Origin of the sequence: Magnetovibrio sp., assembly GCF_036568125.1 — a bacterium.
GTDB lineage: Bacteria > Pseudomonadota > Alphaproteobacteria > Rhodospirillales > Magnetovibrionaceae > Magnetovibrio.
On the sequence record NZ_DATCTF010000006.1, the window covers coordinates 160,794 to 182,580 of the forward strand.

Here is a 21,787-nt window from a genome sequence, read left to right on the forward strand (position 1 = left end):
TTGTTTCGCAATTTCGCTCTATCCCTTCTGTTTCACGTGACCTTGGTCGCCGTTGCTTATGTTGGGCTGCCGTCGTGGCGGGACCGCGACCTTTACCAGGACGTTCCGATGACGGTCGAAATCATCGACGTTGCGGACGTCACCAACCTGCCGACCAAAACCAAGCAGCCGGAAGCGAAAAAAGAAGTCGCCAAAGCCGAGCCCAAGCCGTTGCCGCCGCCCAAGCCGCCCGCGCCGCCGCCCGCACCGCAAGGCTCGATCGAAGAACCGCCCGCGCCCGAACCTCTGCCCGAACCGGTCGAGGACAAGGTCGCCGTGATCGTCAATCCCGAGCCCAAGCCGAAAAAAGAGGCCAAGCCCAAACCGAAACCGGAGGACAAACCGGCCAAGGCGGAAAGCAAAAAACGCGCGCCCACGCCTATTCCGCCGCGCAAGCCCAAGGCTCCGGACCAGTTCGCCTCGGTTCTTAAGACGTTGGAAGAATTGAAGTCCCAGCCGCGCCCCGATCCCGAAGAGGAAAAGCCCAAGGTCGAAGAGAAAACCGATTTCGCCTCGATGATGGCGAACGCCTTGGAAAGCCCGAAACAGCGCACCGACATCGGCCCGGAACTGACCATCAGCGAAAAGGATCTGGTCCGCCAGCAAATCCAGCGTTGCTGGAACTTGCCTGCGGGGGCCAAGGATGCCCATACCATGATCATTTCCATTCGCATGGTGATGAACCCCGACGGCACGGTGCAGCAGGCGCGCATTTTGGAACAAGCGCGCATGAGCACCGATCCGTTTTATCGCACCATGGCGGAAAGCGCCTTGAGAGCGACATTGAATCCGCGCTGCCAACCGTTCAAACTGCCGCCGGAAAAGTTTGAACATTGGAAAACCATGAAGCTCACCTTCGACCCTAGGGATATGCTCGGCTTATGACACATCGTTTCCTCGCCCGAATCACAGTCGCTTTTGCGCTCTTGTTCACGGTTTTGGCCGTGCAAGATGCACGGGCCGAGCTTGAAATCGACATCACCCGCGGCGTCGCCGAGCCGATGCCCATCGCCGTCACCGATTTTTTCGGCGAGGGCAAGGGCGAAAAGAGCTTCGGTGCGAACATCGCGGGTGTGATTGCCGCTGACTTGGAACGCTCGGGCTTGTTCCGTCCCGCCGACAAAAAGGCCTTCATCCAAGACGCGGCCAGCCTCAACGTGCTGCCGCGCTTTGGCGATTGGCGCATCATCAACGTTCAGGCGCTGGTTCAAGGGCGCGTTGAGATGACCGTGGACGGGCGGTTGCGGGTCGAGTTTCGCCTGTGGGACGTGTTGGCCGAAAAGCAGATGGTGGGCTTGGCGTATTTCACCATTCCCAGCAATTGGCGCAGCGTTGCGCACATCATTTCCGACGCGATCTACAAACGCATCACCGGCGAGGACGGTTACTTTGACACGCGCATCGTCTATATCGCGGAATCGGGGCCCAAGACCAAGCGGGTCAAGCGTCTGGCGATCATGGACCAAGACGGTGAACGTCATCAATACCTCACGGCGGGCAGCGACCTAGTGCTGACGCCACGCTTTTCGCCGACCCTGCAGGAAATCACCTATCTGTCCTATTACAAGGGCGTGCCGCGCGTTTACATCTTCAACATCGACAGCGGTCGCCACGAGATCTTGGGCGAATTTCCGGGCATGACGTTTGCCCCGCGTTTTTCGCCGGACGGCAAATCGGTGATTTTCTCGATGTCCAAGGATGGCAACTCAGAAGTTTACATCATGGACTTGGCGACGCGGTCGGTGCGTCAATTGACCAAGCATTCCGCCATCGATACCTCGCCCAGCATGTCGCCGGACGGTGGTCAGGTGGTTTTCAACTCGGACCGTTCGGGGTCGCAGCAGTTGTATGTCGCCGACCGCTTCGGCAACGATGTGAAGCGCATCAGCTTTCAAAAGGGCAAGTACGCCACGCCGGTGTGGTCGCCGCGCGGTGATTTGATTGCCTTTACGCGCATTCACGAAGGCGAGTTCTATATCGGCGTGATGCGCCCCGACGGGTCCGGCGAACGCTTGCTGACCAAGGGTTTCTTGGTCGAAGCGCCGACTTGGTCGCCCAACGGACGGGTTTTGATGTTCTTCCGCCAAGAGCCCAGCGACCAGCTCGGGCGGGGCGGAAAAACGCGGATTTTCTCCATCGATATCACCGGACACAACGAGCGCGAGGTGATCACACCAGAAGATGCATCCGATCCGGCGTGGTCCCCCTTGATTCATAGCAACTGACGGCATATAGTCCCAATTGGAAAAACGTAATAATTCCAGGGGTCAGTCTGTCTTGATTCAGTTAACTGATGCCCGTTGCCGTTCTGCTCGGACATGCGATGGGTGTCAAAAATATCACATCCGCCCCAAAAAGGGCGCTCCAGTGAAGGAGATACAAATGCGTTTCAAAATTGTGAGCCTGATTGCCGTTGCGGGCCTCGTCGCTGCTTGCGGCACCGCTCCGACTTCTGAAACCGCTTCGACGTCCGGTAGCGGTGCTGCGAGTGCCGCTTCCACGGCATCGAACATCGTTCCCGGCTCTGCCGAAGACCTGAAAGTCAACGTTGGTGATCGCGTGTTTTTCGGTTTCGACCGTTACAACCTGACGCCCACCGCACGTGATACCCTGCAAAAGCAAGCGGCATGGCTGATCGCGAATTCCAACGTCAACGTCGTCATCGAAGGTCACTGCGACGAACGCGGCACCCGCGAGTACAACCTTGCTTTGGGTGAGCGTCGCGCCAGCGCCGCCGCCGATTACCTGATGACGTTGGGCGTTCCGGCGACCCGCATTTCGACCATCTCGTATGGTAAAGAGCGCCCGGAAGATCCGGCCTCCAACGAAATTGCATGGGCCAAAAATCGTCGCGGTGTGACGGTGGTCAAATAAGCGCGATTTTCCGATGCGCCTGCGGTGAACCCCGGGCGTTGAAGACCGCGTAAAGGTTAGGGGCGTCTGTCCGATCCGGTTTACCGGCACGGACAGACGCCCCCTTTCTTTTTGCCACCAGCCCGGTCGATTGCCGGGCGAGGCGTTCTGCCCTACTTTCGCCGGAAACAGGGACCATGCTCGACCATTGTGGAGGCGTCGGCAAAGCGCTAAAACAGGCATGACCCTGCAGACGGGCCCAAAGAAGACCGATATCTAAGAAGACTAGACACCCAGGATCGCACGCATGACCGCATATCGTTTTGGTTTTTCCATCCCCCGCCAACAGGCCCCTTATCGACGGGTCCTGCGCCAGTTGGTGTTGAGTTCGGTGATGTTGGCCGCTTTGGCGATGCCCGATGCATCGGCCTTTGCCCAGGGTGCGGATATGCAGGTTCTGCTCGATCGCATGGAACGGCTGGAACGCGACATCCGCACCTTGAACCGTCAAATCGCCCGTGGCCCCGTCGAGGCGGGTGCAGCGGGTGCAGCGGGGGCGGTTGGCGATGCGTCCGCACCACCGCCCGCAACCAGTTTCGGCGGGGGGAATGCATCGAACGTTGAATTCGTGCAAGGCGAAAACGCGTTGGCGCGCGTGACCGTGCGCCTGGGCGCGCTGGAACAGGAAGTGCGCCAGGCGACCGGGTTGAGCGAAGGCATGTCCCATCGGATCGACCAAATTTCGGCGCGCCTGGATACGCTGATGACGGATTTGGATTATCGCCTGTCGCGTCTGGAAGGATCCTCACCGGGGTCCTTTTCACCGCAGCCGAGCATTTCCACCGCGCCGTCCTCGGCAGCGGTCTCCAAGGTCGGTGAGATGGCCGCGCCCACATCCGGTGCTTTCGCCAGCCCGTCCGCCCAAGAAGGCGGTAAACTGGGCGCAAACGGCACCTATGTCCCGCCTGCCGCTGGTGGCGGCAGTTTGGGCAGCGTTTCGAAGTCTACCCTGGACCAAGTCATGACATCGGAGAGTGTCGACGCGGCCCCGCAAACGGAACCCCAGACGGCACCGGCAGAGCCCCTGACGGCGATGGCAAGTCAAGCTCCGGCGCCATCCCCCGCACAAGAAACGCCCCCTCAAACCGCTCCGTCTGCAACGGTTCCGGCGGTAGCTTCCGTTCTGCCGGAAGGCAGCCCGCGCGAACGCTATCAGTACGCGTTCGGTTTGATGAGCCAAGCGCGCTACGTCGAAGCGGAAGCGGCGTTGAAGGCGTTCATCGCCGAACACGGCGACGATCCGTTGGCGGCCAATGCACGATACTGGTTGGGGGAAAGCTATTACGTGCGCAAATCCTTCATGGATGCCGCACAGGCCTTTTTCGAAGCCTATAAAACCACCCCCGACGGGGCCAAAGCCCCCGACAGCCTGTTGAAATTGGGCATGTCGATGGCCAGCCTGGAAAAAACCGAAGAGGCATGCGCGACGTTTGGCAAGCTGCGCAAGGAATTCATCGATTTGAAACCGGGCCTCGAAAAAACGCTCAATCGCGAAACCAAGCGTCTCAAGTGCCAATAAAGCACCAGTGAGGATCAGGAATGCCAGACGGCGGCCCGTTGCGGGGCTCAGCGATTAGCTCAGATGAATTCGCCCGCCTGATGGCTGGGTGTTTCGACTTCGCTGTACAGCCGGAAGCACTCGCCGTGGCGGTATCTGGCGGTGCGGACAGCATGGCGCTGTGCCTGCTGGCCCATACGTGGGCGGCAGCGCGGGGCGTGCGGTTGACTGCCTTGACGGTGGATCACGGCCTGCGCCTGGAATCCGCCGATGAAGCAGCCCAGGTGGGGCTCTGGCTGAATGCCCGTGGCATCGCGCATCACATCCTCACCTGGAACCATGACACCGAGATTTCATCGCGGGTGCAAGAGCGCGCCCGCGACGCCCGTTACGCCTTGATGCGGCAATGGTGCCTCGATCATGGCGTCGACCGGCTTTTGCTCGCCCATCACCTCGAAGATCAGGCCGAAACGGTTTTGATGCGCTTGAAAAAGGGTTCCGGCCTGCTGGGTTTGGCGGGCATGGCGCAGGAACGCGATTTAGATGGCGTGATGCTGATGCGGCCGTTGTTGGGCATCGCCAAAGCGCGTCTGCGCGCGAACCTGGAAGCGGTCGGTCAAGACTGGATCGAAGATCCATCCAACCAAAACCGCAGGTTCGAGCGGGTGCGTACCCGTAATCTGTTGACCCATTTACAAGACGAGGGCGTCAGCGCCCAGGGCTTGGCCAACGCGGCCGCCGCGATCGCGCGGGTGCGTGATGTTGTGGACCGGGCGGCGATCGATCTGATCGCGACGGCCGTGCAGATGGAAAAAGGGTTGCTCATCGACGCTCACCGTTTTGGAACTGCGCCCGCACCCGTTCGGCACCATGCGCTGACCAAACTGCTGGCGCAGATTGGGGGCGGCGCTTATCCACCGGCTAGAACCAAGCTGGCGCGGTTGCTGGCATGGATGGCGGCGGCGGATAGCCAAGGCGACGGCGCACGCACCCTGGGCGGATGCACGGTGCGGTGCAAAGAGCGGGCGGGGCGGCGGTCTTTCCTGATTTGTGCCGAAAGTCCACGCACCAGCCACAAACACCGCAAAAACACAGGAATTAATTGCGAAACCGCCCTTGCCCCGAGGCCGCAAACGCCTTACATCCAGGGGAACTCACATCGCCGAACTGGGCGGGTTGGTGCAAAAGGGCTATGATCTTCACGTAAGATTGTGCCTTTGACAGTCTCAAACAGTTGTGAAGCCGCGAAAATGCGGCTTTTATAGAGACTGAAGCCATCTCACGCAGATCGGCAGGACACAGATTTCGCTCGGCGTTTGTGCGCCAGAGCTAGAGCAAAGGTAAGGAACCGACCTTGAACTTCAGCAGGAACATCGTTTTCTGGGTCATCATCGGCTTTTTGCTGTTCGCCTTGTTCAATTTATTCCAAGGCTCGCAACCGCAAACCAACCAGACGTCCCTCGCGTATTCGGAACTGCTCACCGCCATCGAAGGCGGCGAGGTTCGCGACGTGACCATCAAATCGGGCAAGGCCGGCACTACGGTGACGGGGCACTTGAACGATGGACGGATGTTCTCGACTTTTGCACCGGACGATCCGGCCTTGGTCTCGAACCTGTCCAAGTCCGGTGTGCGTATCCAGGCCGCGCCGTCCGACGACGGGCAGTTCTCGTTGATGGGCATGTTGGTCAACCTGTTCCCGTTCTTGCTGCTGATCGGGGTGTGGATCTTCCTGTTCAAGCAGATGCAGGGCGGCGCCGGCGGCAAAGCCATGGGCTTTGGCAAATCCAAAGCCAAGATGCTGACCGAAAAACAAGGTCGGGTGACGTTCGAAGACGTCGCCGGTATCGATGAAGCCAAGCAAGAACTGGAAGAGGTCGTCGATTTCTTGAAAGACCCGCACAAGTTCCAACGCCTCGGCGGCAAAATCCCCAAAGGTTGCTTGCTGGTCGGTCCTCCGGGTACCGGCAAGACGTTGCTGGCGCGCGCCATCGCGGGCGAAGCCAACGTGCCGTTCTTCACCATTTCCGGTTCCGACTTCGTGGAAATGTTTGTCGGCGTCGGCGCGTCGCGTGTGCGCGACATGTTCGAGCAGGGCAAAAAGAACGCGCCCTGCATCATCTTCATTGACGAAATCGACGCCGTGGGCCGCCATCGTGGCGCGGGTCTCGGCGGCGGCAACGACGAACGCGAACAGACCCTCAACCAGTTGCTGGTGGAAATGGACGGCTTCGAATCCAACGAAGGCGTGATCTTGATCGCGGCGACCAACCGTCCCGACGTGCTCGACCCCGCATTGCTGCGTCCCGGTCGTTTCGACCGTCAGGTGACGGTGCCGAACCCCGACATCTTGGGCCGGGAAAAGATCCTTAAGGTGCACATGGGCAAGGTGCCGTTGGCGCCCGACGTCGATGCACGCACCATCGCGCGCGGCACGCCCGGTTTCTCCGGCGCGGATCTTGCCAACTTGGTCAACGAAGCGGCCTTGCTGGCAGCGCGTTCGGGTAAGCGCGTGGTCACCATGGCGGATTTCGAATCGGCCAAGGACAAGGTCATGATGGGCACCGAGCGACGCTCGATGGTGATGACGGACGAGGAAAAGAAACTCACCGCCTATCACGAAGCGGGCCACGCCCTGGTCGGCATCCACATGCCCAAGTCCGATCCGCTGCATAAGGTCACGATCATCCCGCGCGGTCGCGCCTTGGGCGTGACCATGAACCTGCCGGAACGCGACCAATACACGTTCTCGCGGCTGCAGTTGGAATCGCGCTTGGCGATGATGTTCGGCGGTCGTATGGCCGAAGAATTGATCTTCGGCGAAGAAAACGTCACCACCGGCGCGGGCAACGACATCCAGCAGGCGACCGGTATGGCGCGGCGCATGGTCACCGAGTTCGGGTTCTCCGACAAACTCGGCCGACTGCGTTATTCCGAAAACGACGAAGAAATCTTCCTCGGCCATTCGGTGACCCAGCACAAGAACGTGTCGGAAAAGACCGCCAACTTGATCGACGAGGAAATCCGTCGCTTGATCGATCAAGCCGAAGGCCACGCCCGACGCATCTTGACCAAGCACATGGACCAGCTGGAAGCCATTACCCAGGCGCTGTTGGAATACGAAACCCTGTCCGGTGACGAGGTTCGCGACCTGATCGAGGGCAAAGGCATCCATCGTCCCGATCTCGACGACACGCCGTCCGAAGGCGGGCGTAAAGCGTCCGTGCCGACCTCGGGCAAGGGCGCGGCCAAGGAAAAGAAAGACAGCTCATCGGGCGGCATCGGCGCAGAGCCGCAGCCGGAGGTTTGAGCACGCAGAGCTGAACGCAAAGCCCCGCCTTCGATAGAGGCGGGGCTTCGTGATTTCGGGAGACCGCAAATGATCAAGACATTCGCCGATTTCAAATTAGACCGCCCCCTGATCATGGGTATCGTCAACGCCACGCCCGACAGCTTTTCTGACGGCGGCGAAGCGTTCGCGTTCGAAGACGCGGTGGCGCGCGGATTGAAGATGATGGACGATGGTGCGGACATCATCGACGTCGGCGGTGAAAGCACACGCCCAGGCGCGGCGCCTGTAAGCATCGAAGAAGAGGTGCGGCGCACCGTGCCGGTGATCGAACGTCTCAGCCAAGCAGGCGCGTGCGTGTCCATCGACACCCGCCACGCCTTGGTGATGGAAGCGGCCCTGGCAGCAGGGGCGGAAATCATCAACGACGTCACCGCGTTGAGCGGCGATGCGCGCTCCATGGATGTCGCAGCGAACGCTACGGTGCCGGTTATTTTGATGCACATGCAGGGCGAGCCCGGCACCATGCAGGCCAATCCGGTTTACGAGGATGCGGCCAAGGAGGTGTTGGAATATCTCACCGGGCGCGTGCATGCATGCGAAGCGGCGGGCATCGACGCGTCGCGCCTGGCCATCGATCCAGGCATTGGGTTCGGCAAGACGGTGGCGCACAACCTGGAAATGCTCAAGCATCTCGATATCTATGCCAGCTTGGGCCTGCCGCTGATGTTGGGCGTGTCGCGCAAAAGCTTTATCGGCCAGGTCGTGAACGAGCCCGATGCGCAGCAGCGTCTCGCGGGTTCCATTGCTGCGGCGTTGTTCGGCGTTACCCGCGGGGTGAAGATTTTGCGCGTTCACGATGTGCGCGAAACCAAGCAAGCGCTCGATATCTGGGCGGCGATACAGAGTGCCGATTGACGCGCTGCGGCCAACACATTTGGCGCTTGAAAAGAACGGTAATTAAAATTTACCCCACTTTAAGTGCGGATGATTTAAAAATAGCGTTACGATTTTTTGACTTTCAACGACAGATGGCTCCATGACACGCAAGCTTTTCGGCACCGACGGTATTCGCGGCACCGCCAATGTACACCCAATGACGCCCATGACCGCCTTGATGGTCGGCCAGGCGGCGGCATTGCATTTCAAGCGCGGCGATCATCGCCATCGGGTGATCATCGGCAAGGACACGCGCCTGTCGGGTTATATGCTGGAAAATGCGCTGACGTCGGGATTCGTGTCGTGCGGCATGGACGTGGTGCTGGCCGGTCCAGTACCGACACCTGCTGTGGCGATGCTGACGCGCTCGTTGCGCGCCGACTTCGGGGTGATGATTTCGGCCTCGCATAATCCCTATCAAGACAACGGCATCAAATTTTTCGGTCCCGACGGATTTAAGCTGTCCGACACCATGGAAGCTGAAATCGAAGCGCGCATGGAAAGCAATATTGCAAGCGAACTGGCCCACGCGTCCAAACTGGGGCGGGCCAAACGCTTGGACGACGTGATCGGGCGTTACACCGAATACGTCAAGCAGACCTTTCCCAAGGGTGTGAGCCTGGATGGCTTGAAAATCGTTATCGATTGCGCCAATGGCGCGGCTTACAAGGTCGCCCCGGAAGTTCTGTGGGAATTGGGTGCCGACGTGATCAAGATCGGCGTCGAACCCAACGGCTATAACATCAACGACGGTTGCGGTTCGACCGCGACCGAAGCGATGCAAACGGCGGTCGTGACCCATGGCGCGGACATCGGCATCGCGCTCGATGGCGACGCCGATCGGGTTTTGATTTCCGATGAAAAAGGCCAATTGGTCGATGGCGATCAGTTGATGGGCTTGATCGCCGCGCACTGGTGCCGGGAAGGCGGCCTGACCGGAGGTGCGGTGGTCGCCACGGTGATGTCGAATTTGGGCCTTGAGCACTTTCTCGAAAGCGAAGGATTGGGGCTGATTCGTACCCCGGTCGGCGACCGATACGTGGTCGAAGAAATGCGCCGTACGGGCTGCAACGTCGGCGGCGAGCAATCGGGGCACATCGTGCTTGGCGATTACGCCACCACCGGTGACGGTTTGATGGCGGCGTTGCAGGTGTTGGCGGTTTTGATCGCGAACGGCAAACCGGCTTCCGAAGCCTGCCGTCTGTTCGATCCGTTCCCCCAAGTGCTGAAAAACGTCCGCTTTCAGGGCGTGTCTCCGCTGGACCAGCCGCAGGTCGAACAAGCGATCTTGGATGCGGAAAAACGCCTTCAGGGTACCGGCCGTGTGCTGATCCGCAAATCGGGAACCGAACCGTTGATTCGGGTGATGGCGGAAGGGCAGGACGAAACCCTGGTTACCGAAGTCGTCGACGAATTGGTCGGCCTCATCGGTTCGGCGGCGGCTTAAGGCGATGCAGGGGCGGGTGCTGATCATTGCCGGGTCGGACTCTGGCGGCGGCGCGGGCATTCAGGCCGACATCAAGACGGTAACCGCCCTAGGCGGTTACGCGATGACCGCGATCACCGCGTTGACGGCGCAAAATACCCAAGGCGTTCACGCGATTCACGAGATTCCCGAAGATTTCATCGCCCGCCAGATAGAGGTGGTGCTCGACGACATCGGCGCGGATGCGATCAAAATCGGCATGCTGCACCGGGCCGGTGTGATTCACGCCGTGGCCGACGCGCTGGAACGCGTCGATCCATCTGTTCCATTGGTTCTGGATCCGGTGATGGTGGCTAAGGGCGGGCATGCCCTGCTCGATCCCGATGCCGTGCAGGCGTTGATCGAACGCCTGTTGCCGCGCGCCAGACTGATCACCCCCAACGTGCCCGAAGCCGAAGCGCTGACCGGTGTCAAGATCGATACCATCGCTGATTTCGGTCCGGTGGGTGACAAGTTGCTGAAACTTGGTGCACACGCCGCGTTGATCAAGGGCGGGCATATGCCTGACGATGGCCAAAGCCGCGCCATGGTGACGGATGTTCTATGGCGCGAAGGTACCCGCGTCGAAGTGTTCGAAGGGGTACGTATCGACAGTCGTCACACCCACGGAACCGGCTGTACGCTGGCCTCGGCGATTGCCTGCGGGTTGGCGCAGGGGATGGATATGGTGGCGGCGATCCGTCGCGCGCATGCTTACGTGCATCAAGCGATACTCGACGCGCCCGGTTTCGGTTCCGGTCATGGTCCGCTGAACCACGGCCACACGGTTGCGCCGTTCTCGTCTTCCTGAAGATCAAAACGATCGATCACATCACCATCGAACCGATCAGGTGATTGGCCTGGACCGGTTGGGCCGTCAGCACGGCGCGCACCTGAACCAGGGCGGCGTGCAGTTGTTCGCGGCTGGGGGCCGAGCCCAAGCACAAGCGCAAGGAGCGCGGCACGTTGGGTTGGGTGGTGATGAACGATTCCGGCCCGGCCATGATCACGCCGCGCTGGCTCAACTCGCGGATGGTGTCGTCGGCGTAGTGATCGGGTGGTAGGTCCAACCAGATATGCAGGCTTTCGGGCTTCGATGCGAAGGTGAAATCTTGCAAGACCTCGGCGGCGATCTGGTTGCGGGCAATCATTTCGCGGCGGTGCCAGTCGATGATCTGCTGGGCGATGCCGGAGGTGACCCACCGTGCGGCGATTTCGCCCATCAACGGCGGGATCATCCAACCGGTGATCTGCACCGCGCGGGTCAGGGTCGAAAACAGCGACTTGGGCGTTTTCATGAACCCGACCCTCAGGCCCGGCGAAATGCTTTTGGCGAATCCGTTGATGTAGATGGTGTTGTCCGGGGCGAACTGCGCCAGCGGGGGATTGCGCCGCTCGGGCTGAAAGCCGTAGACGTCGTCTTCGATCACCACCAGATCATTGCGCTTGGCAATGTCGGCGATGGCTGTGAGACGGTCCATATCCATCACCGCCGTGGTCGGATTTTGATGCACGGGCATCAGGTAGGCGACACGCGCACCTGTTTCGTGAATGGCGGCTTGCAAGGCTTCCGGGCGCACACCGTATTCATCCATCGCCACCGGGCGTACACGCACGCCCAAATGGGCCGCCAACGAGGTCATGCCGGGATAGGTGAAATTTTCCGTCAAAATCACGTCGCCGGCTTTGAGTAAGCCCATGGCGCTGGCCGCCATGGCATGCTGCGCGCCGCTGGTGAGGATCATGTCATCGGTTTCGGCGTCCAGGCCGATGGTGTTGACCAGCGTCGCCATCGCACTGCGATGGTGAGCGAGACCGGGGGCGGGGTTGTATTGGGTCAACACCGCCAAGCTGTCGGCGTGGGCCAGTTCGCTCAAAGTCGCGGCCAAAGCCTCGGTCTCGGGACCTGGTGGCGGACGGTTCATCGACAAGTCCGTGGTGCTGGCGTCAGGCTGGTCCAAAAGCGCGCGATCGCCGGTGCCCGACAGAATTTCTTTGTTAGATACGCCGATGACGGGAAATACCTGACGTTCGCGGATTTGGTCGAGCACATACGTGCCGCTGCCGACCCGTCCGCCGGCGACGCCGCGCCGTTGCAGTTCGGAATACGCCCGCGTCACGGTGCCGACGGTGACGCCCAGACGGTACGCCAGATCACGATGGGTAGGCAGCTTCGCGCCGACCGGCAGAATTTTGTCGCGCACGTCATCGCTGACGGCGTCTGCAATGGCGCGATATTTGGGGCCATGGCGGTCTTCGATGTGCGGTGTGTATATTGTCATGGTGACAATAATCACATTGACGCCCTTTTGTGTCAAGCGTACGTTCCAATTGTCCTTAATTTTAGAACGGGGAAGTCCCATGGATCGACACAATTGTACCGATACAATATCCGGTGCCGCATTGTCGTCGGCCCTGTCCCTTTCGTGGCATGGCTGGCTCAATGACGGTAAAAGGCTGATTGTTCGCGAGTTCAATCGCGTACCGGCCGCCATCGTGACCACCGTGCGCATGTGGCGTCGCCGCAATTGTGCCCGCAACAGTATCCGCACCATGGATGAACACATGTTGCGCGACATCGGGCTATCGCCGGAACAGGCGCGTTTGGAAACTCAAAAGCCGTTCTGGCGGCCTTGAGGTTATGTCCTCGTCGCAGGCTACAGCCTCCGACGAACGCCGCGATGCCCTCAAGCCCTATCTGGCTGCGGGCGTCGCGGTGCTCATCTGGGGCGCATCTCCGGCGGCAACCCGCGTCGCCGTTTTGGAGATGGACCCCTTGGCGGCAGGAATGCTGCGCACGGTCTTGGCGGCGCTGCTGATATGGCCGTTCTTGCTGCGACCGACCGCACCACGTCCGCGAGGGCGGGGGCAATGGGCGGTTTTGGCGGTAACTGCCGCGAGTGGCTTCGTCGGCTTCACCTTGCTGTTCGCCCTGGGCGTCAAAGCGACCTCGGCGGCGCACAGCGCTGTGATCAATGCCACCATCCCTTTGTTCTCTGGCTTTTTCGGTGTGCTCGCGGTCCGGCGTCTGCCGGGTGCGATGTGGTTCGTTGGCATGGCCGTCGCATTTGGCGGGGTCGTGTCGTTGATCGCGCTGAAGACGGAAGGCGGTGCGGGCGCAACGTTGTCCGGCGACTTGATGTGCTTGGCGTCATCCGTGTGCGCCGGGCTCGGCTATGTCAGCGGCAGCCGCTTGACGACCCACATCGGCACCTTGGCGGTGACGTTTTGGGGCGTGCTGGTTGCGGCCCTTGTTCAAGCGCCATTGGTGTTTTTTCTGTGGGATGTCGGCGACTGGACCGCGATCAGTTTTAACGGCTGGGCGGCGGCTTTGTACTTGGCTTTGGGGTCGTCGTTGCTGGCTTACATCGCATGGTATTGGGGCTTGGCCAACGGCGGCGTGGTGCGCATCGCGCCGATGCAATTCCTCATGCCGGTGGTGAGTTTGTCGCTGGCGGTGGTCGCGTTCGGGGAAGCCTTGACGTGGCAACTGTGCCTTGCGACCTTGGGTATCGTTGGCGGCATCGCGCTGTCGCGAAAAGGTTGAGACGCGCTTGCCAGACAGCGATTGTAAGATATCGTGAAACCGTTTTTTGAGAGTTTGTATTCGTGCGTTCATCGCCCCCGCTTGCCGAACCGACCATGAAGCCCGACAACCTGTTCGTCGTGGCCATGCCCGGCGTGTTCGTGCTGTTGTGGAGCACCGGTTTTCTCGGCGCCAAACTCGGCTTGCCGTACGCCGAACCATTTACGTTTCTGTTTTTGCGCTTTGCCGTTCTGACCGCCATCTTGGTGGTTGTGGCGCTGGCATTTCGCGCCCCGTGGCCGTCCACGTGGGGGGCGTTCGCGCGCATCGGCGTGGTCGGCCTGCTGGTGCACGGGGTGTATTTGGGCGGCGTGTTTTCCGCCATTCACGCTGGGTTGTCGGCAGGCGTGGCGGCGTTGATTGTCGGCTTGCAACCGTTGCTTACGGCGGTGGGCGCGGGGGCGTTCTTGGGCGAAACCGTCAGGCCCCGGCAATGGTTGGGCTTGGTGTTGGGGCTCGTCGGCGTGGTGTTGGTGTTGGGCGACAAGCTCAACATCGACGGCGGCAATCTCGATGGCATTGCGTTCGCCGCGGCGGCGCTGTTCGCCATCACCACGGGCACGCTCTATCAAAAACGCCACGGCGACGCGATGGACCTGCGCAGCGGCTCAGCCATTCAATACGCCGTCGCGGCGGTGCCGACGGCGGCTTTGGCGTGGACGCTCGAAAGCGGCGAGGTGACGTGGAGCGGCGAGCTGGTTTTCGCCCTGGCGTGGCTGGTGTTGGTGCTGTCGTTGGGTGCGATTTCGTTGCTGTACATTTTAATCCGTCGCGGCGCGGCCTCAAAAGTCGCCAGCCTGTTTTATTTGACGCCCCCGGTGACGGCGGTGTTCGCGTGGATTTTGTTCGATGAAACTTTGGCGCCTCTGGCCATGGTCGGCATGGTGGTGGTGGTGATCGGCGTGGCCTTGGCGACCCGCAAATAGAATATGAGAGGATTTAAAGATGGATGACGGCATGCTCAATGCCACGATCGTGGAACTCGAAGCCACCCGCGCGATCGTCTATCGGCACATGAGCCCGACCCCGGCCTACACCTGGCCGTTGCTCAGCCAACGCACCGGCTGCGAGGTGTGGGTCAAGCACGAAAACCACACCCCCGTGGGCGCGTTCAAGGTGCGCGGCGGGTTGGTGTATCTGTCGGGGCTCAAGGCCACCCAGCCGGATATCAAGGGCGTCATTTCCGCCACCCGCGGCAACCACGGCCAAAGCCTGGCGTTCGCCGCAGGCAAGCTGGGCATGAAGGCGGTGATCGTGGTGCCCGAAGGCAACAGCCCGGATAAGAACCGCGCCATGCAAGCCCTGGGCGCGGAATTGATCGTACACGGCGCGGATTTTCAAGAAGCGCTGGAATACACCCAAAAGCTCGCCGAAGAACGCGGCCTTTATATGATCGGTCCGTTCGAAAAACCGTTGATGCGCGGCGTCGCCACATACGCGCTGGAATTTTTCGAGCAAGCGGGAAACCTCGACGCGATCTATGTGCCCATCGGTATGGGCTCGGGCATTTGCGGCCTGATTTCAGTTCGCGACGCTTTGGGGCTCAAAACCGAAATCGTCGGCGTGGTGGCCGAAGGCGCGCCCGCGTATGCCTTGTCGTTTGAAAAAGGCGAGGTGGTTTCGACCAACACCGCCGAAACCATCGCCGACGGCGTGGCCTGCCGGGTGCCCAGTCCCGAGGCTTTCGAGATCATCAAGAACGGCGCGGCGCGGGTGGTCCGGGTCAGCGACGACGAGATCATGGACGCCATGGGCATGTATTTCACCGACACCCACAATCTGGCCGAGGGCGCGGCGGCGACGCCGCTGGCGGGCCTGATGAAGGAAAAGGACCTTCAGTCCGGGCGCAAGGTCGGCTTGATCTTGTCGGGTGGCAACGCCGACCGCGACACCTTCGCCCGCGTGATGGAACATTTGGGAGCATAGGCCATGACCGAAGAACTGTTTCGCGAAGATTCTTATCTCAAAACCTGCGAAGCCACCGTCACGGCGGTATCAGAGGCGGGTATCGAGCTGGACCGCACGGTGTTTTACCCCACCGGCGGCGGACAGCCCGGCGACGTCGGCGTGCTGCGCACCAGCGGCGGAGACGTGGCGATCATCGATACCATCAAGGGCGATGGTCCGGGTGTGATCGTTCATGTGCCCGCCGAGGGGGCGCCGTTGCCCAGTGTTGGCGATGTGGTGAGTGCGGAAATCGATTGGGACCGACGCCACAAACACATGCGCATGCATACGGCGCTGCATCTGCTCTGCGCGCTGGTCGACGGTCAGATCACCGGCGCGCAGGTGGGTGCGGACAAAAGCCGCATCGATTTCAACATTCCCGAAAGTCCGGATAAGGAAGTGCTGGCCGCGGGGCTGAAGAAATTGGTCGACGAGAATCATCCCGTCGTTCACAGCTGGATCGACGACGCGACGCTCGACGCGCAACCCGACCTTGTGCGTTCCATGTCGGTTCAGCCGCCGCGCGGCACCGGGCGCATCCGCACCATCGACGTTCAGGGCGTCGACCTGCAGCCGTGCGGGGGCACCCATGTCCAGGCGACCGGCGAAATCGGCAGCTTGCGCATCGGCAAGATCGAAAACAAAGGCAAACAGAATCGTCGCATCAACATTTCGTTCGGTGAGTGATCATGAGCAACACCATTCCCCTGTATCAAATCGATTCGTTCACCGCAGACCTTTTCGCCGGCAATCCCGCCGCCGTGTGTCCGACCGATGCGTGGCTGTCTGATGAGGTGATGCAAAAGCTGGCGGCGGAAAACAATTTGTCCGAAACCGCGTACGTGGTGCCCGACACAACCGGCGTGGCGGATTACGGCTTGCGCTGGTTCACGCCGGAAACCGAAGTCGACCTGTGCGGTCATGCGACGCTGGCCACGGCGTGGGTGCTGTTCAATGAACTGGGCGTTGACGTCGAGACGCTACGCTTCACCACCAAAAGCGGCGTGCTCACCGTGGCGCGCGGCGAGGGTGATTTGTTGGTGATGGATTTCCCGCTGAACGCCCCGCGTCCCGCGCCGCATCACGAATTTTTGCCTCAAGCCCTGGGCGGGCCGGCGCAGCAATTTTGGACCGCGTCGAACGGTATGAGCCTCGCCGTTCTGGCCAGTGCCGAGGCGGTGCGCAGTCTCACACCGCACCTGGGCGCGGTGGCGAAGTTGGGCAAGAAGGGCCTGATCGTGACGGCGGCGGGCGACGAACGTGACACGGTGGATTTCGTGTCGCGCTATTTCGCCCCTTACGCAGGCATCGCCGAAGACCCGGTGACCGGATCGGCGCACACGGTGCTGGCGCCGTACTGGGCGAAAGTCCTGAAGAAAGACAGCTTGCATGCGCGCCAAGTCTCCAAGCGCGGCGGCGATGTCTATTGCCAGATGCAGGGCGATCGGGTGCTGCTGTCGGGGCATGCAACGTTGTATATGAAAGGTGAGGCGCACGTTCCGGGCTGAAAAAAGCCGTTCAGTATCCATTCAGGCGGTTGGAGTCATACTTTTTCGTGTGTTAGGCTATCAGCAGAGCCGGACGCCAAAACCGAAAAAAGATCCCGAGAACACGTCATGCGCTATACGATTCGTTTGTTGCTTGTCTCCTTGATCGCCGTCTGGACGGCGAGCGCGCCGGCGATGGCGCAATTGCCGGGGGACAATTCGCACATTCAGCTCAAGCACGTGATGGCGGCGGTGCAATCCAAGCCCGGTAGCTTCACGACCCAGATTCGTCCCTTGACGCCGATCTTGACGGTGCCGAAAGCCGAAGACGTGGCGTTCGTTTGTCAGCGCGCGCCGCGCGCGGCGGAAGCGATCTTATACTATTTTTCCAAGCATCCCGCGCCGGTCGATAGAACACGTCACGTCGATATCGATGCCTTGAAACCCCAGGCCCCGGCTATTGCCGCATACGTCAACAAGGCGTTTGGTAAGAACATCATCAGCGAGGTCTACGTCATCGAGGGTGGGAAAACCATGGGCAGCGGCGTGATGTCGCGTCTGCCGTTCGCGCAGACCCAGGGCTGTGGCCGGGTGATGGAAGAGTACGAAAAGCGCATGCAGGAACTGCTCGGCGGCGGCGAAAAGAAGTAATCGCGCTTCTAAACTTCAAAACCACTAGATTTTGTGAAAGATTCCATTAAGGATCACACGGTAGTGTTGTTCGAATGATTCGAATACGATTCCGGTGCGATTCGGCGCGCCCGCTGTTCCTACAGCGATTGTGCAGCCGATAGAGACCGGAAAGGGGGCTTGAAGTGAACCGCACCAGCTTGCGCATCGCCGCCGTTGTTTTGTCGTTGACCGCCGTGAGCGGCTGCAGCGCCCTGCAAGACAGCGAGCTTTTTCAGCCTGAATTCTGGGCCATGGACCGCAGTGACGACAACGTCTCGGCGGAACTGGGGTTGGCCGAACTGGCGAAAGGCAACAATGTCTTGGCGCAAGCGCACTTCGAAAGGGCGCTCAAGGCCAATCCCAATGACGTTCAAGCGTTGTTCGGTTTGGCGACATTGTATCAAAACTCCGGGCAGCCGACTCGCGCCCGCCAGCTCTATGAAGCGATATTGGCGCTCAACCCGCGTCCCACGGATGAATTGCTGGTGTGGGCGGGCAAGCAGACACAGCCGATTGTCGATTTGGCCAGCGTCAACATTCATTTGCTGGAAAGCGGCGTGAACGCACCGATTCCCGGCGGAATGTCGGGCGATATGAACGCTCAACCTTCCATGTCGCCCACGGCGCCGATGACGGCCATGGCCGCGCCGCAGCCGGCTTATGGAGCCATGCAGCCGCAACAAATGGCCCGGCCGATGGCAATGAACGCGTCGGAGCCGATATTCAAGGACGCAGACCTGAACATCGTCGCGCGGTTCAAGACCTTGCGCGCCTTGCTGGATCAGGGATTGATCACCCAAGATGAATTTTTGATGCGGCGCAAAGTCAACGTCGGCGCGCTGTTGCCGATGACCTCGCCGCCTGCGGCAACCGGGTTGGATCGCCCCGTTCCGGCGGTCGAACAAGTGTCCGCGCGCTTGAACGCCATTGGCCGGGCGCTGGAAATGCGTGCGCTGTCACCGGCTCAGCACACGGCGGAACGTTCGATGATCTTGGATGCGCTGATGCCGGCGCGCCCCTCTTCGGTGGCCAATCCCGCGCCGCCGCCCAAAGGGCTGATGGAAGCCGCCGACGCGGTGCGCCGTCTTGAAATGCTCAATGCAGCCGACCTCATCACTTCAGATGAATACGCCAAGGAACGCGCCGCGATCGAAGCCTCGATGCAACCGCCCGCGCCACAGATGCCGGCCGGGGACGGCGCCATGGCGAAACAGAAGAGCGGCGAGGCCAAACCGGCGCTGAGCGGTTTCCAGCCTGCGGTCCATTTGGCGTCCTATCGCCAACAAAAAGCGGCCGAGCGCGGCTGGGCGGAACTGTCGAAACGCTTCGGCGACGTGCTGGGCGGTTTGGAGTATCGCATCGAACGCGTCGATCTTGGCAACAGCAAAGGTGTGTTCTATCGCCTCAAAGCCGGTCCGTTGCCCAGCAACAACGCCGCAAAGGATGCCTGCCGAACCCTCAAGGTCAAACGCCAGTATTGCGAGCCGACGACCATAAACTTCGGTTGAACGGTTAGACGTTGCTGATCCTATTATGATAAAAACCAATGCTTCTCGTTAAGTTGCCATTTTTTATAAGAATTCTTTGGTTCCGTTTATCATCTTAACTGATCGCAGACCTCCAAATACACTGTTGGTGTAACCCGCGATAATGTGCTTCAGGTTGACACACCTGTGCGCGCAACTAATACTGGTGGAGAGCTGAAGGACTTATAGAAAACGAAGTGCTTTTTGAACGGGAGGCAAGGGTGGTGGGTAATGATCACAACCCCAAGGCTGTGATGAGGCGGGTAGTCATTGTCGCCAGTTGTGTTTTCGTTCTTGGAGGGTGTTCTCTTGCGAAGAACACTATTGAAGCGCCTTTTGTTGCTCTTGATCATGTTTTTAGCGGTCAAAGCAACCGCGATAAAATTCGTGAGTTGAGCAAATCCAATCGTGATTTAAGTAGAGCTAACGATAGTCTTGCTGAGGAAATCGGGGTCTTACGTAAGCAAAACCTATCCCTGAAGGAGAAAGGGAAGGCCTTTGAAGCCCTCGTTTCAGTTTTCGATACTAATCCTTGTTTTCACGTGCACCGACAAGGGGAGTTTCAGGTATTAATCCAGCCACGAATGGATGAGAGATGTATGGAATGATTTCGCGTCGGCGATTTCTGGTTGGTTTCCCTGTATCGCTTGGAACGATGCTTTTCTCACGGCTGTCACGCGGAAACCCTTTATTTTTATTCCTAAGATTCTTTTTTGGTGCCGCCTTGAGAGGGGGGGCGCGTAGTGGGCTGAGGATGTTGGGAAGGCGGATGATTGGGCGTGGTGGTCGTTCTCGCTTGATCAGGCGTAGCGGAAATCAAGGCGTTCGATCAACTTCACGTGCGGCCATGATTGCCAGTGCTCCGGAAAAGGAGAAAAAATGGACAAACGAATTCGTGAAAATGGGGCTAGAGGAACTTGTGCTTCAGTCGCTTGATATTGTGCCTGCTGTAGCGGATGAAGATATTGAGATTCCTGACGGCGCGCCAGTTTACGAAATTCACGATCACCAATCGGCTCAGATGGAAATCGAAGTTGAAAACAAGTCAAATGAATTACAGGCGGTTGCGATTACACTGTATCTATATGACATTGACGCTGGCTTAGTGGATACAAAGTACCCTCACATATTCGCATCTGTTCAGGCCAACAGAACGCAAAAATTCAAGATCGATCTGAAGCCGCTAAAATATCAAGGCAGGAAAGTAATATGTGTCAAGCAAGATGGATTCGAGGGCAGGGTGAGTCCCATGATTTACTTCATTTAGCGTTTAATTCTACACAGTAACCAACTTTGTTTCATAAACCGTGTATATCATATTGCATGACAGTATCCGTACCGCTCCGCCAGACACTGCTTAGACAGGCCAAAAGTCTTCTTAATCCTGATAATACACAATGCTTACACCGTTTTTTGGTCTACCCAATGGGGCACACGTAACGTTTCAGCCACAGCGTCTTCGGTTTTTGAAGGCGCGAGGTTTTCGTTTCGCGATAGAGCCTCTCTCCGGTGTCGCTGAAAAAGTGGAGATAGTGGTTTGTTGTGTGTTCGGACCTTCGCCTAGATTCAGTTCATAACCGGCGCTGCGCCGCCGCGTGGCGACACGGTCAAGGTGATGGACGATCCGCCCAGTGATCCCTTTTGGATTTGGATCGACAGGATTCGCCCCTGGCGTTCGTAGGTGAGCACGCTGAGCTGTGCGCGCACCGAGGTGATTTCCTGCCAGCCGAATCCCCCCAGTTCCTGTTTGTAGAAATCGAACATGGTGTTGGCGTTGTGGTCCGTCTCCAGCCCCAGCTGGCCGTACCAGCTTTCGCCGCTGCCAAATACCAAGGTGCGTGCGGTGTCCATTTCGGCTTTGGTCGGTATCGGGATGTCGGGAAAGCGGTTGAACGCTTTTTCGGGGGCGGGTGGGGTGTTGGCGCCGCCTTGCATTTGCGCTTGGGCATCCGTCGTCCGTGCGCTGGGGGCTAGGCCTGTTCCCTGGGCGCAAGCGCCGAGTCCCAGAGTCGCCGCCGATAAAATCATCGAAATCGCCAGATTCGCGTGCTTCACCTTCACCATGTCTGTCTCGGTCCCTAAATATATGCCTGAATACAGTTGTTTACGTTTCACCAAAACTATCCCATCGCTGGTCGGCGGTCCACGCTTGCGATCCCTTGTGTTCCTAGGGGCGAGAGGATATACTCATAGGTCTGGCGCACTCGTTTGGGTGAGTCGGAAATCAGCAAAATGAAAATTCCTGAACTTTTTGGAATTTTTAGGTTTGACAAACCCGTCTGAGGGGCCTAAAAACCGGCCTGTCGCGACGGACTGGCTCCGGTAACACGGAGTTGAGGTTGGTCGCGGTTTTTTGTCCCTGGAGCCCAGGAATGGGTGGCGGAGTTGGCGGTTACGATTGCTGACGTAAGTCGTTGGGATGAAGT

General features: G+C 59.4%; 21 protein-coding genes. 19 read left to right on the plus strand and 2 right to left on the minus strand.

Going from position 1 to position 21,787, the window contains the following annotated elements; genetic code table 11:
- From VIN96_RS03015 to thiD, 9 genes are all read left to right on the plus strand, one after another.
- Complete coding sequence (locus tag VIN96_RS03015) at window positions 1-924, plus strand: energy transducer TonB (RefSeq protein WP_331893948.1); 924 nt, start codon at window positions 1-3, stop codon at window positions 922-924.
- Window positions 921-2,264 carry a Tol-Pal system beta propeller repeat protein TolB gene (gene tolB / locus VIN96_RS03020; RefSeq protein WP_331893949.1) on the plus strand — a complete coding sequence of 448 codons (1,344 nt, stop codon included), beginning with the start codon at window positions 921-923 and terminating at the stop codon, window positions 2,262-2,264. Before VIN96_RS03015 ends, tolB begins: the two co-directional genes overlap by 4 nt.
- 157 nt (window positions 2,265-2,421) lie before the next feature.
- Complete coding sequence (gene pal / locus VIN96_RS03025; RefSeq protein ID WP_331893950.1) at window positions 2,422-2,913, plus strand: peptidoglycan-associated lipoprotein Pal; 492 nt, start codon at window positions 2,422-2,424, stop codon at window positions 2,911-2,913.
- 286 nt (window positions 2,914-3,199) lie between these two features.
- Entirely contained in the window at window positions 3,200-4,471 is a 1,272-nt protein-coding gene (ybgF, locus tag VIN96_RS03030) for a tol-pal system protein YbgF (RefSeq protein ID WP_331893951.1), read from the plus strand.
- A gap of 20 nt (window positions 4,472-4,491) precedes the next feature.
- Window positions 4,492-5,646, plus strand: a complete 1,155-nt coding sequence (gene tilS, locus VIN96_RS03035) for a tRNA lysidine(34) synthetase TilS (protein WP_331893952.1) — start codon at window positions 4,492-4,494, stop codon at window positions 5,644-5,646.
- Between the two features lie 158 nt (window positions 5,647-5,804).
- A complete protein-coding gene (gene ftsH, locus VIN96_RS03040; protein ID WP_331893953.1) occupies window positions 5,805-7,760 on the plus strand; it encodes an ATP-dependent zinc metalloprotease FtsH in 1,956 nt (651 codons plus the stop codon).
- 69 nt (window positions 7,761-7,829) lie between these two features.
- Entirely contained in the window at window positions 7,830-8,657 is an 828-nt protein-coding gene (gene folP / locus VIN96_RS03045; RefSeq protein ID WP_331893954.1) for a dihydropteroate synthase, read from the plus strand.
- Between the two features lie 121 nt (window positions 8,658-8,778).
- Window positions 8,779-10,125, plus strand: a complete 1,347-nt coding sequence (gene glmM, locus VIN96_RS03050; protein WP_331893955.1) for a phosphoglucosamine mutase — start codon at window positions 8,779-8,781, stop codon at window positions 10,123-10,125.
- Window positions 10,126-10,129: 4 nt separating this feature from the next.
- Window positions 10,130-10,954, plus strand: a complete 825-nt coding sequence (gene thiD / locus VIN96_RS03055; protein ID WP_331893956.1) for a bifunctional hydroxymethylpyrimidine kinase/phosphomethylpyrimidine kinase — start codon at window positions 10,130-10,132, stop codon at window positions 10,952-10,954.
- 16 nt (window positions 10,955-10,970) lie between these two features.
- Here thiD and VIN96_RS03060 read toward each other — a convergent pair whose 3' ends face one another.
- Window positions 10,971-12,425 (minus strand): PLP-dependent aminotransferase family protein, encoded by a 1,455-nt coding sequence (locus VIN96_RS03060; RefSeq protein ID WP_331893957.1) that lies wholly within the window; start codon window positions 12,423-12,425, stop codon window positions 10,971-10,973.
- Between the two features lie 79 nt (window positions 12,426-12,504).
- Between VIN96_RS03060 and VIN96_RS03065 the strand changes: the two genes are divergently transcribed.
- From VIN96_RS03065 to VIN96_RS03110, 10 genes are all read left to right on the plus strand, one after another.
- Window positions 12,505-12,780: a DUF1127 domain-containing protein gene (locus tag VIN96_RS03065; RefSeq protein WP_331893958.1), complete on the plus strand. Its 276-nt coding sequence runs from the start codon at window positions 12,505-12,507 to the stop codon at window positions 12,778-12,780.
- Window positions 12,781-12,784: 4 nt separating this feature from the next.
- Window positions 12,785-13,690, plus strand: coding sequence for a DMT family transporter (locus VIN96_RS03070; protein WP_331893959.1), 906 nt, complete (start codon window positions 12,785-12,787; stop codon window positions 13,688-13,690).
- A gap of 125 nt (window positions 13,691-13,815) precedes the next feature.
- On the plus strand, window positions 13,816-14,655 hold the full coding sequence (locus VIN96_RS03075) for a DMT family transporter (RefSeq protein WP_414675587.1): 840 nt from the start codon (window positions 13,816-13,818) through the stop codon (window positions 14,653-14,655).
- 19 nt (window positions 14,656-14,674) lie between these two features.
- On the plus strand, window positions 14,675-15,655 hold the full coding sequence (locus VIN96_RS03080; protein WP_331893961.1) for a threonine dehydratase: 981 nt from the start codon (window positions 14,675-14,677) through the stop codon (window positions 15,653-15,655).
- Between the two features lie 3 nt (window positions 15,656-15,658).
- On the plus strand, window positions 15,659-16,363 hold the full coding sequence (locus VIN96_RS03085; protein ID WP_331893962.1) for an alanyl-tRNA editing protein: 705 nt from the start codon (window positions 15,659-15,661) through the stop codon (window positions 16,361-16,363).
- Between the two features lie 2 nt (window positions 16,364-16,365).
- The gene (locus VIN96_RS03090) at window positions 16,366-17,184 is read left to right on the plus strand and encodes a PhzF family phenazine biosynthesis protein (RefSeq protein WP_331893963.1); all 819 of its coding nucleotides are present in this window, start codon (window positions 16,366-16,368) and stop codon (window positions 17,182-17,184) included.
- A 108-nt stretch (window positions 17,185-17,292) separates the two neighbouring features.
- Window positions 17,293-17,814 (plus strand): hypothetical protein, encoded by a 522-nt coding sequence (locus tag VIN96_RS03095; protein ID WP_331893964.1) that lies wholly within the window; start codon window positions 17,293-17,295, stop codon window positions 17,812-17,814.
- 164 nt (window positions 17,815-17,978) lie between these two features.
- A complete protein-coding gene (locus tag VIN96_RS03100) occupies window positions 17,979-19,343 on the plus strand; it encodes a tetratricopeptide repeat protein (RefSeq protein WP_331893965.1) in 1,365 nt (454 codons plus the stop codon).
- A 242-nt stretch (window positions 19,344-19,585) separates the two neighbouring features.
- A complete protein-coding gene (locus VIN96_RS03105) occupies window positions 19,586-19,969 on the plus strand; it encodes a hypothetical protein (protein WP_331893966.1) in 384 nt (127 codons plus the stop codon).
- A complete protein-coding gene (locus VIN96_RS03110; RefSeq protein ID WP_331893967.1) occupies window positions 19,957-20,628 on the plus strand; it encodes a hypothetical protein in 672 nt (223 codons plus the stop codon). Before VIN96_RS03105 ends, VIN96_RS03110 begins: the two co-directional genes overlap by 13 nt.
- Before the next feature lie 299 nt (window positions 20,629-20,927).
- On the opposite strand, the gene VIN96_RS03115 is transcribed toward VIN96_RS03110, so the two are convergent.
- Window positions 20,928-21,425: a hypothetical protein gene (locus tag VIN96_RS03115; protein ID WP_331893968.1), complete on the minus strand. Its 498-nt coding sequence runs from the start codon at window positions 21,423-21,425 to the stop codon at window positions 20,928-20,930.
- Window positions 21,426-21,787: the final 362 nt, after the last annotated feature.

Excerpts from the sequence above, each read along its gene's own strand:
- tolB (WP_331893949.1), top strand. The coding sequence starts at position 921 with ATGACACATCGTTTCCTCGCCCGAATCACAGTCGCTTTTGCGCTCTTG.
- pal (WP_331893950.1), top strand. The coding sequence starts at position 2,422 with ATGCGTTTCAAAATTGTGAGCCTGATTGCCGTTGCGGGCCTCGTCGCT.
- ybgF (WP_331893951.1), top strand. The coding sequence starts at position 3,200 with ATGACCGCATATCGTTTTGGTTTTTCCATCCCCCGCCAACAGGCCCCT.
- tilS (WP_331893952.1), top strand. The coding sequence starts at position 4,492 with ATGCCAGACGGCGGCCCGTTGCGGGGCTCAGCGATTAGCTCAGATGAA.
- folP (WP_331893954.1), top strand. The coding sequence starts at position 7,830 with ATGATCAAGACATTCGCCGATTTCAAATTAGACCGCCCCCTGATCATG.
- glmM (WP_331893955.1), top strand. The coding sequence starts at position 8,779 with ATGACACGCAAGCTTTTCGGCACCGACGGTATTCGCGGCACCGCCAAT.
- thiD (WP_331893956.1), top strand. The coding sequence starts at position 10,130 with ATGCAGGGGCGGGTGCTGATCATTGCCGGGTCGGACTCTGGCGGCGGC.
- VIN96_RS03060 (WP_331893957.1), bottom strand. The coding sequence starts at position 12,425 with ATGACAATATACACACCGCACATCGAAGACCGCCATGGCCCCAAATAT.
- VIN96_RS03065 (WP_331893958.1), top strand. The coding sequence starts at position 12,505 with ATGGATCGACACAATTGTACCGATACAATATCCGGTGCCGCATTGTCG.
- VIN96_RS03070 (WP_331893959.1), top strand. The coding sequence starts at position 12,785 with ATGTCCTCGTCGCAGGCTACAGCCTCCGACGAACGCCGCGATGCCCTC.
- VIN96_RS03075 (WP_414675587.1), top strand. The coding sequence starts at position 13,816 with ATGCCCGGCGTGTTCGTGCTGTTGTGGAGCACCGGTTTTCTCGGCGCC.
- VIN96_RS03080 (WP_331893961.1), top strand. The coding sequence starts at position 14,675 with ATGGATGACGGCATGCTCAATGCCACGATCGTGGAACTCGAAGCCACC.
- VIN96_RS03085 (WP_331893962.1), top strand. The coding sequence starts at position 15,659 with ATGACCGAAGAACTGTTTCGCGAAGATTCTTATCTCAAAACCTGCGAA.
- VIN96_RS03090 (WP_331893963.1), top strand. The coding sequence starts at position 16,366 with ATGAGCAACACCATTCCCCTGTATCAAATCGATTCGTTCACCGCAGAC.
- VIN96_RS03095 (WP_331893964.1), top strand. The coding sequence starts at position 17,293 with ATGCGCTATACGATTCGTTTGTTGCTTGTCTCCTTGATCGCCGTCTGG.
- VIN96_RS03110 (WP_331893967.1), top strand. The coding sequence starts at position 19,957 with ATGTATGGAATGATTTCGCGTCGGCGATTTCTGGTTGGTTTCCCTGTA.
- VIN96_RS03115 (WP_331893968.1), bottom strand. The coding sequence starts at position 21,425 with ATGGTGAAGGTGAAGCACGCGAATCTGGCGATTTCGATGATTTTATCG.